This window comes from Hymenobacter busanensis (assembly GCF_008727865.1).
Lineage (GTDB): Bacteria > Bacteroidota > Bacteroidia > Cytophagales > Hymenobacteraceae > Solirubrum > Solirubrum busanense.
Genome location: NZ_VTWU01000005.1, coordinates 180,048 through 193,975 on the forward strand (window position 1 = coordinate 180,048; position 13,928 = coordinate 193,975).

10 protein-coding genes are annotated in these 13,928 nt (G+C 63.1%); 5 read left to right on the forward strand and 5 right to left on the reverse strand.

Translation table 11 applies throughout. From position 1 onward, the window contains the following. Nucleotides 1-155: 155 nt before the first annotated feature. The 3 genes from F0P96_RS14260 to F0P96_RS14270 form a co-directional block, all read right to left on the reverse strand. The gene (locus F0P96_RS14260; protein ID WP_151079582.1) at nt 156-569 is read right to left on the reverse strand and encodes a hypothetical protein; all 414 of its coding nucleotides are present in this window, start codon (nt 567-569) and stop codon (nt 156-158) included. 35 nt (nt 570-604) lie between these two features. Next, on the reverse strand, nt 605-3,043 hold the full coding sequence (locus F0P96_RS14265; protein WP_338074398.1) for a penicillin acylase family protein: 2,439 nt from the start codon (nt 3,041-3,043) through the stop codon (nt 605-607). A 132-nt stretch (nt 3,044-3,175) separates the two neighbouring features. Further along, complete coding sequence (locus F0P96_RS14270) at nt 3,176-3,961, reverse strand: septal ring lytic transglycosylase RlpA family protein (RefSeq protein ID WP_151079583.1); 786 nt, start codon at nt 3,959-3,961, stop codon at nt 3,176-3,178. Between the two features lie 349 nt (nt 3,962-4,310). On the opposite strand from F0P96_RS14270, the gene F0P96_RS14275 reads away from it, so the two are divergent. The 3 genes from F0P96_RS14275 (at nt 4,311) to F0P96_RS14285 (ending at nt 8,204) form a co-directional block, all read left to right on the forward strand. Further along, complete coding sequence (locus F0P96_RS14275) at nt 4,311-5,222, forward strand: DUF72 domain-containing protein (RefSeq protein ID WP_151079584.1); 912 nt, start codon at nt 4,311-4,313, stop codon at nt 5,220-5,222. A gap of 145 nt (nt 5,223-5,367) precedes the next feature. Beyond that, nucleotides 5,368-7,482: a matrixin family metalloprotease gene (locus tag F0P96_RS14280; protein WP_151079585.1), complete on the forward strand. Its 2,115-nt coding sequence runs from the start codon at nt 5,368-5,370 to the stop codon at nt 7,480-7,482. Between the two features lie 155 nt (nt 7,483-7,637). Further along, nucleotides 7,638-8,204, forward strand: coding sequence for a hypothetical protein (locus F0P96_RS14285; RefSeq protein ID WP_151079586.1), 567 nt, complete (start codon nt 7,638-7,640; stop codon nt 8,202-8,204). A 24-nt stretch (nt 8,205-8,228) separates the two neighbouring features. Here F0P96_RS14285 and F0P96_RS14290 read toward each other — a convergent pair whose 3' ends face one another. Beyond that, nucleotides 8,229-9,278 (reverse strand): DUF3667 domain-containing protein, encoded by a 1,050-nt coding sequence (locus F0P96_RS14290; RefSeq protein ID WP_151079587.1) that lies wholly within the window; start codon nt 9,276-9,278, stop codon nt 8,229-8,231. 252 nt (nt 9,279-9,530) lie between these two features. Here F0P96_RS14290 and F0P96_RS14295 point away from each other — a divergent pair, with 252 nt between their 5' ends. Further along, complete coding sequence (locus F0P96_RS14295) at nt 9,531-12,446, forward strand: PA14 domain-containing protein (RefSeq protein ID WP_151079588.1); 2,916 nt, start codon at nt 9,531-9,533, stop codon at nt 12,444-12,446. Between the two features lie 73 nt (nt 12,447-12,519). Here the strand turns inward: F0P96_RS14295 and F0P96_RS14300 are convergent, their stop codons facing one another. Then, nucleotides 12,520-13,260: a head GIN domain-containing protein gene (locus tag F0P96_RS14300; protein ID WP_151079589.1), complete on the reverse strand. Its 741-nt coding sequence runs from the start codon at nt 13,258-13,260 to the stop codon at nt 12,520-12,522. Between the two features lie 181 nt (nt 13,261-13,441). Between F0P96_RS14300 and F0P96_RS14305 the strand changes: the two genes are divergently transcribed. Further along, the gene (locus F0P96_RS14305) at nt 13,442-13,924 is read left to right on the forward strand and encodes a nuclear transport factor 2 family protein (protein WP_151079590.1); all 483 of its coding nucleotides are present in this window, start codon (nt 13,442-13,444) and stop codon (nt 13,922-13,924) included. Nucleotides 13,925-13,928 lie beyond the last annotated feature (4 nt).

The window sequence follows — 13,928 nt, forward strand, 5'->3', positions numbered from 1 at the left end:
AATGTATAACTAATTTTTTAGTTAATAAACTATTGATGTAGTTTTTTGCTAGAACCCGATAGAAAGACCATGCAAAAAGCCCCCGCGCCATACGGTGCAGGGGCTCAAGGAGACGAGCAGGAAGACAAGCTTGGCTATTGTAAAAAAGCTAGTAATCAGGCTACGGTTTTGCGTGACACAGTCGTTTCTGCAACGTCTGAAGCATTGTTGTATTTGACCGGTGCCACAGCTTGCCGTATCCAGACGCCCGCCAAGGCAGCCAGTCCGCCCACCAAGCCGCCAAGCACGGCCGTAACCACTACCAGCGCCCACGCATTCCCGCTCAACGGAAGCAGTTGCGCCACGCGCTGGCTAAGCTCGCCGCCGCTGTGCAAGTGGTGCCACGTGGCCAGGGCCATCCAGCCCATGCCCACGCCGTTGAAGCCTGCCAAAAACGTGCGGCCCGCGTGCCGGCCCCACCACAGTCCCAGCAACCCCGCTACCACCGCTGCCGACCACCACGGCAAAACCAGCTGTGCCAGCGCGGCACCTATCAAAATCAGTAGAAACAGAACCAGGGAATTGCGCATAGCGGAGCTGCAGTGAGGAACAATGAATTCGAGGGTCACGGACGGAGTTGCCAAGCCGCCGGCACGCGCGGGTTGGTTTCGGCGGCGCTGTGCAAAAACACCAACTCGTTGAGTTGGCCCACGCGCCAAGTCTCGATCAGGTCGTCGTAGTGGCGGGAGCCGGGGTTGCCGCTCTGCCCGCCCGGAAACACGCCGTAGGCTTTCGGCTCGGGTCCCAGGGCTACCACCATGCGCCAGGAGGGCCCGTTGCGCTCCGAGGTAGCGTTTACGATGCCCGCGCCACCGCCGCAGTCCAAGTCCATGCGGCCGAAACCGGGTAGCTGGGCCAGGTGCAGAATGTCGGTGCTTTTCTGGTGCGCCCAGCGCCACTCGGGGCCCAGCGGCCCAAACTTGCGCTGCAGCGAATCGGTGGCCCATTGCAAAGAGTTAAGCGCCAGTTGGTCGAGGGTTTCTTTGCCGGGCGTGCGGCGGTCGTCGATCCACTTCGACGTGGGCTCCTGCAGTAGCAGCGTATTGGTCCGGTCGCGGCCGGGGTAGCGCATGGGGCGGCCGGGCTGGGTGCCGAAGTCGTCTTCCCAAAGGTGCTTTACCAAGTTGGTATACCACAGCTCGAAAATGCTGGGCCCGATGGCGTTGGCGTCGTAGAAGTAGTTCCAGCGGCGCAGCTCGTCGTAGGCGCGGCGTTGGTCGGCGGTGAGTTGGGCCGGCTGCACCAGGTCCAGCATGCGCGGCAGCATCAGCTGGGCGTTCAAGTTCAGGTTGTCGTTCTGCAGCAGCCGCAGGCTGTCCACGGTGGCCTGCGTCATGCGCGCCAGCCGCTGGTTGATGCGGTGGCCGCGCTCGTAGCTGCCGAAGCTCCAGCCGAGGTAGTAGGGGTAGTCGGGGCCGGCCGAAAACTGGTTGGCCGACGACACAAAACCGCGCGCCGGGTTTTTCACGTGCGGGTTTTGGGCGGCCGGAATCCAGCCTTGCCAGTCGTAGGCTGGGTCGGTGCCGTCAAGAATGAATTTGCCTTGGTCGCGCCACTTCAGGGGGAAGCGGCCGTTGGGCCAAATGGCAATGTCGTTCTGGTTCGAAGCGAAAATGAAGTTCTGGGCCGGCGAGCCGTACGAGGCCAGCGCCGCGGTATAGTCTTGGTAGGAACGGGCGCGGTTCAGGCGGTAGAAGGCCAGCACTTCGTTGGCGGGGTCGTGGGCCGTCCAGCGCAGCGCGTGCCGGATGGGCGTTTGGTCGAGGAAGGGCTTCTCGTCGTGGTCGTACACTACGGGGCCGTGGTGGGTGTAGAGCACCGTGTCGAGGCGGTCGGGCAGGCCGCGCACCTTGATGTGCTCCACCACACGCCGCACCGGCTTCCAGCGGCCGTCGTGCCAGTATTCGCGCTTGGTGTGGTCCTTGAATCTTATCTGGTACCAGTCCACTACATCGGCGCCCACGTTGGTGACGCCCCAGGCTGCCTGCTGGTTGAAGCCGATGATGATGGTGGGCGCACCCGGAATGGTCACACCGTACACGTTCACGCCGGGCGCGGTCAGCTGCATCTGGTACCAAATGCTGGGCAGGTTTAGCTGCAGGTGCGGGTCGTTGGCCAGCATGGGCAGGCCAGTAGCGGTTTTGGCGCCGCTCACGGCCCAGTTGTTGGAGCCCAGCTCCGGGTCGGGCTCGTGCTGCGGCACGCGGTTCGACAGCGCCGCTTTAAACAAATTTGGTGCTTCGGGCACCGCTACCGGCTTGTAGTCGAGTGGCGTGCCCACCGGCACAATCGGGTCTTCGCGTTGCGGGTAATCGGGAAACAAGTCCTGCACCACCGCCGACCCGTAGGCGCTCAGCGCGTTCGACATCCGCAAATCGTCGGAGCGGCCGCTTAGGTCCCAGGCCATGAACTTGAGCAGCAGCGCGCACTTCAACGGCTGCCACGGCTCGGGGCGGTAGTTCAGCAGTTTGTACTCGAAGGGCAAATCCCGCGGCGCGAGGCTGCCGATATAGGCATTCACGCCGGCCGAGTACGCCGTCAGCACGGTGCGCGTGGTTGGGTCGCTCATCATCGCGTCGAGCGACTTTTGGGCGCCGTACCCCATGCCCATGCGCCGGAAAAAACGGTCGGTTTCGAGCCGGCCTTCGCCCACGATTTCTGAGAGCCGCCCGGCCGCCACGTGGGTCTGAAATTCCATCTGCCAGAGCCGGTCGCGGGCCGTGAGGTAGCCCTGGGCGTAGTAGAGGTCGTGGTCGTTCTGGGCGAAGACGTGCGGCACGCGCTTGTCGTCGAAGCGCACGGTCACGGGCTGCTGCAGGCCGGGCAAGGTCAGCGTCTGCTCAGCGGCGAAATCTGCGTCGGCCTCGCCATTGCGCCAGAAGCCTTCAAACGGGCTCAGGAACTTGCCAAACGCGGGCACCTGGCCGTGCGAGGTGTTCAGTACCCAAACGAGGACGCCGGTGAGCAACAGACTCAGCGCGGCTTTAACCCAACGAAACATCATAAGCAGCCAAAAGAACGGTCCTCAAGATGCACGCTCAGCTGCTGGTAACCAAACGGGGGCCCCGGCCAAACGACAGCGGCGCCTCAACCGGGAAGTTGAGGCGCCGCCGACGCAATGAGCCGTAAGGCCTAGCTATAGGTTCTCGGCCTGGCGCACCAAGCCATTGATGCCGCGCTGCTGCAGGCGTTTGCGCAGGTCTTCGGCGGCCGAGCGGTCGAGGCCCTGGCCGACGACTACGCGGCTCACGCTACGGCCTTCGGGCGTGGTGGTGGGCTGCACGGCAATCGGAAGGGCGTTGTCGAGCTGGGCAATGCGCTGGCGCAGGGCTTCGGCGTTGGCCGTGGTGGCGAAAGTGCCGGCCTGTACCACGAAGGTGGGCGCGGGGTCGGGCGTGGCGTTGAGGTCGGCGGTGGCTTCGAGCACAGCGGCAGGAACTTCCGGGCTATCAGCCGGAACATCGGCCACGGCTACGGTACCGGCTACGGGGCCCAGCGGGGTGTCGTTGGGTACTACCTCAGCTACCACATCCACGGCGCCGAGGCGCACGATGTCGAGCGGGCGGGCCGCTACTTCGGCTAGATCGAGGATGCGCTGGTGGCGGAACGGGCCGCGGTCGGATACGCGCACCACCACGGCTTTGCCGGTGCGGGCGTTGGTTACGCGCAGCTTGGTGCCGAAGGGCAGGGTTTTGTGGGCGCAGGTGTATTTGTTTCGATCGAACCGCTCGCCGTTGCTGGTGCGGTGGCCTTGATGCTCGCGGCCGTACCAGGAAGCCCGGCCGCGTAATGCGCTTGATTTGCTGGTGGTTGCGGCCGGCGTATCGTCGGCCAGAGTGCGAAGCGGGGTGGCGGCAAACACGGTAGCCAGCAGCCACATCATCAAGAAGCCCGAGAGGTTGAGTCGTTGTTTAAACTGCATTCTGTCTCTGCTTTGGTGAACGGCCAAAACTATTAGCCTTATTCTAATGCAAAATGATTGCGCCGTTTGCAAGCATACAGATAATTTTTCAAAATTGACCTTCGCCAAGAATTATTGCATTAATACGAAATGGCCGGGTCGGTGTAAATAGCTGATTGTGCCGGAAGCAGGCGGATTTTGGATTCTGAAAGGAGCATATAATCGATTTGGCGGAAATAAGATTATCCGCCGCCAAAAAAAGTTTGCCTAGCTGCTCGGGGTTTTGTCCAAAGCCTGGTTGCAAAAGTCCGCTACAATGCGTATGGGAATAGCGCCAGCCAGCCGGTGCGGAATTGCGTAGGTTTGCCGTATGGATTTCGGCCGTCTTCCCGAGTTACAGGGCATCGACTTCACTCTCCCGCTCGACCACCCCGACGCGCGGGCGCTGCTGCAGCGCGCCGACCCGGCCCCGGCCGAGCCGGGCATTTGGGTGGGCTGCCCTACGTGGACCAACAAAGCCTGGCTCGGCACGTGGTACCCGCTGGGCCTGCGCGAAACCGAGCAGCTGAACTGGTACGCCCGGCAGTTCAATAGCTTAGAGGTAAACGTGACCCACTACCGCGTGCCCGACGCCGAAACCGTGCGCCGCTGGTTGGCGGCCACGCCCGAGCACTTCCGTTTCTGTCCCAAGCTGCCCCAGGCCATCAGCCACGACCGGGAGCTGTTTCGCACCGAAGACCTGACCAACAGCTTCTGCCGCGCCCTAGAGGCCCTGGGGCCGCGCCTGGGTACTGCGTTTCTGCAGCTGCCGCCCACGTTTGCGCCGCCGCAACTGCCGCGCCTGGAGCGGTACCTGCTCGACTGGCCCGCGCACCTGCCGCTGGCCGTGGAGCTGCGCCACCCCGCGTGGTACCACGATGCCGGCCTGCTGGCCGAAACCGGCGCCCTGCTCGAGGCCCTGGGCAAAACTTGGGTTATCAGCGACGTGGCCAGCCGCCGCGACGTGCTGCACCAGCGCCTGACCACGCCCGCGGCCTTCGTGCGCTTCAACGGCCACGCCCTGCACCGCACCGATTACCTACGCGCCGACGCCTGGGCCGAGCGCATTGCCTACTGGCTGAGCCAGGGCCTGCACGCGGTGTACTTCTTTATTCACCAGCGCGACGTGAACGACGCGCCGACTTGGGCGCAGTATTTTCTGCAGCGCCTGAGTAAGCTGACTGGCCGCGAGCTGCACCTGCCCAAGCTGGTAGTGCAACCGGTGCAGGGCAAGCTATTTTGAGAAACAAAACGGAGGAGAAGTGCTTCTGCAAGAGCCAGGAAACGCCTTGCGCCAGTTGTTTTGACGGTGAGGAGGCTTGAAGCGTCTGGGCTGGTCTAAACTCCGTATTTTGTCGGGCCCCGTCGGCTTCTTCACTGCATCAGGTATGGCTCGTTTTTCCAGTAGTAAGGCGTCGTTCGTGGCTTTGATGAGCGCACTGTTGATGAGCACGGGAAGCGTGGCACAACCCACTGTGCCGGCGGCCCCGCAAACGCACTGCCTGCTGCTGCCACTCGACCCAGCCGAACGCGCTGCGCAAGCCGCACTGGTGGTGGAAGGGGAGGTGCTCAGCCAGCGTAGTTTCTGGGACGAGAACCACCGGCGCATCTATACCGCCAACATCATACGGGTATACAAGCTGCTAAAGGGGACACTGCCGCCTGACAACGACATAATGGTGCTGACCGAAGGTGGTACCGTGGGCTTTGATCGGCAGACACTCACCAACACCCTGGACCTACAGGTTGGTAGCCAGGGGCTTCTCTTTTTAACGCCCAAGTCGTTTCCCGGCTTACCCGCCGCGCTGGCCGCCGGCAGTTGGGCCGCTTACGCCAGCCAGCAGGGCCTGGTGCGCTACGACCTGACCACCGGTACGGCCGCCGAACCGTTTCGCACATACCCGCACATCGACGCTGCTTTTTACCGCGCTCTGCTTCCGGGCTTGTCGCTGCCGCTCCAAGATGTGCGGCCGAATATTGCCTTGGCCGAGGCGCAAAGCCGCCAAGCCGCGAAAACCCGCGACATCAACGCCGTGGTCATTACGGGGTTGAGCCCCACTACCATTACGGCCGGAACGGGGGCCGTTCTCACCATCAACGGCGCCAGCTTTGGGGCAGCCCCTGGCTCGGTAGCCTTTCGCAACGCCGATGACGGCGGCGCAACCTTCACCCCGGTGCTTAGTGCTGACATCGTGACGTGGTCGGATACTCAGATTCAGGTGCGGGTTCCTTCGTACAGTGCCGAGGGGCATCCGGCTGGCTCGGGTGTGGTACGGGTGGTTACGGCTGCGCAGGAGCAAAGCGTGAGCGTGGCGCAGGTCAACATTGTGTTTGCCCAAACCAACGTGCAGGAAACCAACACGAAGGAGGTGTCCCCCACCGACCACATCAACCAGAATGGTACCGGAGGCTACACGTTCCGGTTCGATCTGGCCCTGGCGCAAAACGCTTCGGCCGCGGCCGCCTTTCAACGGGCCCTGGCCCAGTGGCGCTGCCAAACCACCGTCAATTGGGAGGTGGGGCCGCCTCGGCCGGGCCGGGGAGTGGGCGTTGATGGGGTAAACGCCATCGAATTCGACCAAGGAGCGGAGTTGCCGGTGCGGATACTGGGGCGCACGTCCAGCAGCTACAAGGGGTGCCGCACCTCTACCGGCGAGGTGGTGTTCTGGGTCAGCGAAATCGACATGCAGTTCGACGACGGCATTGCGTGGCAGTTCGGGCCCGCCCTGGCCGCTGCCGGTCAGTTCGATTTCGAGTCGGTGGTGGTGCACGAGTTAGGTCATGCGCAGCAGCTCACGCACCTCATTCAGCCGGGCGCGGTAATGCACTACGCCGTGGCAAGCGGCCAAAACCAGCGGCAGCTGAATGCGGCCCGCGACGTGGCCGGCGGCCGCACGGTGCTGCTCACCCGCAGTTTTGTGGCCAATGCCTGCGAGCCGGCACCTATGCAGCCCGCGCCGCTGGTGGCGCCGCTGCAAGCTCAGGCGACGCCCAATAAAACCGTGACACTCAGCTGGACCACCCGCGACGAGTGCAACGTGCAGAGCTACGTGCTGGAGCGAAGTGCCGACGGCCAAACCTGGCAAACCGTGGCGCAGGTGCCAGCCGCTTCGCCCGCCAGCACTTATACCCGCATCGATACCCAGCCGCTGAGCGACCTGAGCTACTACCGGCTGCGCGTGGTGCTGGCCAGCGACGGGGCCAGCTTGCCAGCGCCGGCTGTACTGGTGCAGGCCGAAGCCGATGAGTTTTCGGTTTTCCCAAATCCGGTACGAGGTGCCACGGTGCAACTGCTCTACAAAGCCTCCGGCCCTGGCGACGTGGTAGTGCGCTTGTACGACGCCATCGGGCGCTACCGGTTTGGGCAGCGCCTGACGGCAACCCAGGCCGGCCTCAACAAGCTCATTTTGCCGTTGCCGAACGGCCTGCGGGCGGGGTGGTATGCCATGCGGTGGGAGGGCAATGGCCGAAAAGGCGTTGTTCCGCTGCTAAAAATCGACTAGCGGCATAATGTGGTGGGCTTTTTGCCTGGGAAGGCAGCACGACCGGCTGTTTCTGCGCCAACTCCGGCAACGCCGCCTTCTGGCCCTGCGTACCGTCGGGCACAGAGGCAGCCAGTTGGTGCTGGTTTCTGCTTTTTGCCCCTATGCAGCCCTTTATGTCTGTTCGTCGTTTGTTGCCGCTGGCTTTTCTTGTAGTAACCGCCACCACGGCCCAAGCCCAGAAATACCGCACCGCCGCGGGCTTGCGCTTGGGCGGCGGCAACTACGGCCTCAGCATTCAACAGAAAATAGCTCCCAAAGCCACCCTCGAAGGCTTGGGCATTCTGAACACGCGCGAGGTAACGGGCACCCTGCTAGCCGAGCGGCATTTCCCCATTCTGGGGCCCAGCCTCAACTACTACTTTGGGGCTGGCGGGCACCTGGGCGGCCACAAAGACTACGGCACCGTGGGCGGTTTCGACGCCATTGTCGGCGCCGAGTACAAAATTGCCTTCATCCCGTTTGTGGTGAGCTTCGATTTCAAGCCCAGCTATGAAATCAATAACGACGAGTGGTTTCGCTTCCCCACGGCGTTTTCGCTGCGCTACGTCCTTATTAAGGAGAAGAAAAAAGCCAGTGTGCTCGATGGGCTGTTCGGCGGAGGTGACAAAGAGAAAACCAAGAAGCAGCGCCCCGACAAAAAGAACGACAGCCAGCCGCGCCTGCGCGACCGGGTTTTTTAGCGGACCGCCGAAGCTGGCCCTCTGCTATAGCAGCGCCGCCCCCACCACCAGCGTGGTCAGAATGCCGAACGTGAGCACGAAGGCGTAGCTGAACATGAGCAGCAGCGCCTTGGCCGTCGACTTGCGCCAGCTTTGCTGATACACGTGGCGCAAGGCTACCACCAAGTAGAGCGGCGGCACCCAAAGCAGCAGCTGCATATACCAGTCGTTGTGCAGAAAGTGGTTCCAAAGGACGCTCACGATGAACAGCGTGAGAATGAAGCTGTGCAGGTGGAGCGAAAAAATGAGGTGGTTGAGGTAGAAGCGCTTCTGCCGTAGATACAACACCTTGAGCAGCAGTGCAAAAACCGGCATGAGGAAAAACAGCGCCACCGAGGTGTTTTTGAGAATCCGTTGCCGGGCTTCGTCTACGGTAGCGGTTTGGAAGCGGGCGTACTGGCGGAACGTGAGGCGGTTGCCGAAAGACGGCTCGTGGCCGTGGCTTCTCAGCAAGGAGTCGAGGTGCGCGGGTGTGGGACGGCGCTGGTACGCCTCCACGTCGGCTTGGGTGTAGTTCCAGTACGCGCCGGTAGTCACGTTCACGTTCGGCCGGTTGCGTTGGGTCAGTGCTTCCCGCAGCTGTTGCCGCACCGAGTCCTGGGTGGCCGCATCAGCCTGAATGGGAATGGTGTTCAGCACCGAATCGGCCGAAAGCTTGGTGCCGCGGTTGCCGCCGGCAAACACCTCCTGCACGGTGCGCCGGTCGTGGCCCGACACCAAGGCCAGCAGCAGGAAGAAGACAAAGCTGATGAACACGTACAGTCGGATGGGCGGCACAAACGGCATGCGGCGGCCTTCATTGAAGTGGCGCGTGAGCCGCCCCGGCATAAACAAGGCCCGCACCGTGCTGAAGAACTTGCCGTCGAAGTGAAATATGCCTTCCAGGGTTTCTTCCACCACGTGCCCGAAGGAAATATCGAGGGGGTGGTTGGGCTGGCCGCACTGGGGGCAGAACGCGTCGGGACCGGAAGAAGCGGCGAAGTCGAAACCGCAGTTGGGGCAAACGGGAAGGCGGTGCGTAGCGTGGGACGCCATCGGAACTCAGAGTGACTTGCGGGCCACCTGCGGCCCCGCGCCGCAAGTAAGCATTTCCCCTGCAGGGCTGTGTGCTCAAGTGGCCAAATTCAGTGCCCAGACAGCCACTAGAGCAAGCATCCAAGTAGCACATAAGGAGGAGTGATATAACCAAGCGGAAATATTTATATAAATATCTTTCAAATAAATCTTAGATGTGTATATTTAGTATGGTGTTTTCACTGCTTCCTCCACCATTCATGCTGTACGGATATGAAGAAGAGCTCCACTCTCATCTTGCCGCAGCAATGGCTTCTCTTGCTGCTACTTGTTGTTGGCAGTTTCCGAGCCGTCGCTCAGCCCACGGGCTGCACCGGGAACGACCCGGGGGGTAATCCGGCCACCAACGGGCTCTACGCCGAATACTACGCCGGGTACTTTGCCGATGACCATGCCTTTTTCACCTCGGGCCCCGCGCCCCTGCAGCGCGTTGATGCGCAAGTGAACTTTGCGGCCGACAGCAGTTGGGGCAACATCGCGCCCCCGGCCAGCGGCAGCCTCACCGACCCCGAGTTGTACAGCACGCGGTTTCGGGGCAGCATCCGGATTCCCGTTTCCGGCTCCTACACGTTCTACCTGACTTCGGACGACGCCTCGTACCTCTGGCTCGACAGCGCCGCGCAGGACCTGCCCGCCCTGACCAGCCGGGCCGCCATCAACAACGGTGGAGCCCACGGCGCCATTACCCAGCAAGTGACCCTCACGCTTACGGCCGGCTACCACAACGTGCTGATTCACTACGGGGAATACCTCTACGGCAACACGCTGGTATGGGAATGGGCCAGCGCCGATGCCGGCATTGTGCGGGCGCCGGTGCCCAGTTCGGTGCTCTGCACGCGCGTGCAAAATGCCCGGCAGCTGCCTTTGGCCATTACCTACTCACCCAACACGGCCACTGCCTCCAACGGCACGGCCGTCAGCTCGGGTGTGCCCACCGTCAACGACGGCGGCTTGCCCATCACCGCTTTTGCCATTGCCAACGCCGCGGCGTTGCCGGCGGGCATTAGCATCAATGCCAGCACGGGCGTGCTGACGGCGGCGGCCACGGTGCCCACGGGGCAATACAGCGTAAATGTGTCGCTGACCAATGCCGACGGTGTCAGCACCTTTTCGGGGGTGTTCAGCTTCACTATTCTGCCGCCGCCGCCCTCGGGCTGTGCCGGCACCGACCCCGGCGGGGCTGCGCCCTCGGCCGGACTCTACATGGAGTTCTACGCCGGATACTTTATGAACGACCCCGCCTTTTTTACCACCAATACCCCAAGCCTGCGCCGGATTGACGCGCAACTGGCTTTTGGCAACGGCAGCAGTGGCAGCGGCAGCAGCTGGGGCAATATCCTGCCGCCGGCTTCGGGTTCCAGCAACAACCCCGAGGACTTCAGCGTGCGGGTGCGGGGTAGCATCCGGGTAACGACGCCCGGCTTCTACACGCTTTACCTGACCTCGGACGACGGTTCGTACCTCTGGCTCGACAACGCCGCCATTGCCGTGCCGGTGCTCAACAGCCAGGCCAGCATCGACAACGGCGGCATGCACGGCGAAGAAACCGACTCGACCACTGTGTACCTCACGGTTGGGCTGCACAACGTGCTGATTCACTACGGTGAAAGCGAAGGTGGCAACGTGCTGCGGCTCGAATGGAAGAACACCGATGCGGGCATTGCACGGCAGGTAATTCCCCAGAGTGTCCTGTGTTCGGTGGTGCAGCCGGAGCGTTTCCCGCCCTTGGCGCTCAGCTACTCGCCCGCCACGCGCACGGTGGTGTCGGGCACCACGCAGTCGTCGGTTGCGCCGGTGGTCGATGCCAACGGCCACGGCCCGATTACCGGCTTCGTGCTGGCCAACGCCGCCGCGCTGCCTGCCGGCATTACCCTCAATGCGGCCACCGGTGTGCTCACGGCCGGCACTTCCATGACTACCGGTACCTATGCCGTCGATGTCGTGGCCATCAATGCCGAAGGGGCCACGCTGTTTCGCAACTCCTACACCTTTGTGATAACGCCCCCGCCACCCGCTGCCTGCATCGGCACGGGTCCGGGCGGCCAGGGCGCCAGCGCGGGCCTGTGGGGTGAGTACTACGCCGGCTACTTCGACGACTTGCCCAACAACCAGGCGTTTTTCAACACCAATACGCCCGTAATTGCCCGCACCGAGCCCAGCATCAACTTCACCACTCCCGAAACCTGGGGCAACCTAGTGCCGCCGGGACAGGGCACCGAAGAAAACCCGGATTTCTTCAGCCTGCGGCTGCGCGGCAGCTTCTACGTGGCCACGGCGGGCATGTACACGTTCTACCTGACTTCGGACGACGCCTCGTACCTCTGGCTCGATAACGCCGCGCTGGCGGCCACGCCCGCAACCAGCGCCGCCCTCATCAACAACGGCCAGGGCCACCCGCCCATCATGGTGAAAGACAGCGTGATGCTCGCGGTCGGCCTGCACAACCTGCTAATCCACTACGGCGAGTACGTGGGGGGCAATACGCTGGTGCTGGAATGGAGCAGCCGCGCCAACAGCATAGCCCGCCAACTGGTGCCCACCACCTCGTTCTGCTCGGTGGTGCAGCCGGTGCGGCCGCTACCCGTGTCGTTGGTGCGCTTCGGAGCTAAAGCCAGCGGCCCCGGAGTGGAAGTAACCTGGCAAACGGCCCAGGAAATCGAAAACGACTACTTTGAAGTGGAGCGCTCGGCCGATGGACGCAGCTTCGAAGCCGTGGGCCGCGTGGCCGGGGCCGGCAGCACCAGCAGCCTGCGCAACTACCGCCTCGTGGACACCACGCCGCTGGCGGGCCTAAGCTACTACCGCCTCAAGCAGGTGGATTTCGACGCTACCACTACCTACAACGAGCCTGCCGTGGTGCGGCTGACCGGGGGCACCGACCGCGGCCCAGCGGCCAGCGTGTACCCCAACCCCAGCCACGGCGCCTTTGTGCTGCGCATGACCGAGCCCGCCGCCCTCGATACCCAACTGCAGGTGCTGGACATGCGCGGCCGCTGCATCTACACCGAAACGCTGCCGGCAGGCACCAAGGAGCGGGCCATTCGGACCACCAGCTGGCAGCGCGGCGTGTACGCCCTGCGCCTGACCAACGCCAAAGGCAGCAGCACGGTGCGGCTGGTAGTGGACTGACGCTGGGCCCTACACGCGAAAACCCCGCCCGGGCAGCAGTGCCGGGCGGGGTTTTCGCGTGTAGCAGACTCATTTAGCTGCGCACCACGCGGCCGCTGCCGCTGATGTGCTGGGTGATGCGCGGGCTGCCGGCATAGCGTACGTTGCCCGATCCGGCAATATGGGCGTCGAGGGTTTGGCTGGCCTGAACCTGGCAGTTGCCCGAGCCGCTGATGTGCACGGCCACGGCCTCGGCGCGCAACTCGGCGGCCTGAATGCTGCCCGAGCCGCTTACGTGCACCTCAAATGCTGGGGCCGAGCCGCTGAGCTTCATGGAGCCCGAACCGGAAATGGAGGAAGTGAGCTGCTGCGCCTGCACCGGTACCTGCAACCGCCCCGAGCCGCTGACGGACAGCTTGAGCTTGTCGTTTTTCACCACGTCCAGGGCCGTCATTCTGCCCGAACCGGCTACCGACAGGGCGCTGATGGTGGGCATGGTCACAAACACTTTCACCGGGCCTTTGAAGCTGCGCCAGTTCATGCCCGTGTGGTCTTTGGCCCGAATGGTGAGGCGGCCGTCTTTCACCACGGTTTCCAGCTCGGCCAAATCGGCGGGCGTGGCCTGCACCTCTACTTTCTGGCTGGCCCCTTGGCGTACTTCCACCTCGGCCGAGGTGCTGAGCGAGAGGTGCGTGAAGGCCGCCACCTCGCGCACTTCGCGCCGCGGGTCTTCTTTGGCCGCTGTGGTGGCCGAGCCAACGGGCGCAGCGGAGCGAAACGCCGGCAAACCCAGCAGCAACAAGGCACCAAGCGGGAGGAATCGGTAGGTTTTCATCGGCGAAGAAGGGGTTTGGGTTCAACTATCAGCAGCACAGATGCAGAACCGAATATAAGCGTTGCCCAATGCTTGGTCTTTCTCTGCGCCTGCGGGGAGTGAAACCGGCTGCGCCGGCCAGCGGGCAGTTGGAAGGCGTGGTTTTTTCGCCAGCTTTGGGCCTCACGCAACTGCCCCCGCCATGACGCCCCACGAAGAACTGCTGCACCGCTTCTACCAGGCCTTTCAGCGGCGCGACCACGCCGGCATGGCCGCCTGCTACCACCCCGACGCCACGTTCAACGACGCCGCGTTCCGCAACCTGCAGGGCCCGGAAATAGGCGCCATGTGGCAGATGCTTTGCGAGCGGGGCAAAGACCTGCGCCTGACCTTCAACGACATCCGGGCCGACGACCAGCACGGTCAGGCGACGTGGGATGCGCACTACACGTTTTCGCAAACCCGGCGGCCGGTGCACAACCACATCCAGGCGCACTTCACGTTTCAGGACGGCAAAATCCTGACTCACCGCGACGAGTTCAGCTTCTGGCGCTGGTCGCGGCAGGCGCTGGGGCCGGTGGGCTGGCTGCTGGGCTGGTCGCCGTGGCTGCAGCAGAAAGTGCAGAAAACGGCGCGGGAAAGCCTGAGCCGGTTTCAGGAAGCCCGCGCCGCGCAAAGCCGTTAGGTTC

Bases quoted from the DNA above. Each gene is read 5' to 3' on its own strand.
- F0P96_RS14260 (WP_151079582.1), bottom strand. From the start codon at position 569: ATGCGCAATTCCCTGGTTCTGTTTCTACTGATTTTGATAGGTGCCGCG.
- F0P96_RS14265 (WP_338074398.1), bottom strand. From the start codon at position 3,043: ATGATGTTTCGTTGGGTTAAAGCCGCGCTGAGTCTGTTGCTCACCGGC.
- F0P96_RS14270 (WP_151079583.1), bottom strand. From the start codon at position 3,961: ATGCAGTTTAAACAACGACTCAACCTCTCGGGCTTCTTGATGATGTGG.
- F0P96_RS14275 (WP_151079584.1), top strand. From the start codon at position 4,311: ATGGATTTCGGCCGTCTTCCCGAGTTACAGGGCATCGACTTCACTCTC.
- F0P96_RS14280 (WP_151079585.1), top strand. From the start codon at position 5,368: ATGGCTCGTTTTTCCAGTAGTAAGGCGTCGTTCGTGGCTTTGATGAGC.
- F0P96_RS14285 (WP_151079586.1), top strand. From the start codon at position 7,638: ATGTCTGTTCGTCGTTTGTTGCCGCTGGCTTTTCTTGTAGTAACCGCC.
- F0P96_RS14290 (WP_151079587.1), bottom strand. From the start codon at position 9,278: ATGGCGTCCCACGCTACGCACCGCCTTCCCGTTTGCCCCAACTGCGGT.
- F0P96_RS14295 (WP_151079588.1), top strand. From the start codon at position 9,531: ATGAAGAAGAGCTCCACTCTCATCTTGCCGCAGCAATGGCTTCTCTTG.
- F0P96_RS14300 (WP_151079589.1), bottom strand. From the start codon at position 13,260: ATGAAAACCTACCGATTCCTCCCGCTTGGTGCCTTGTTGCTGCTGGGT.
- F0P96_RS14305 (WP_151079590.1), top strand. From the start codon at position 13,442: ATGACGCCCCACGAAGAACTGCTGCACCGCTTCTACCAGGCCTTTCAG.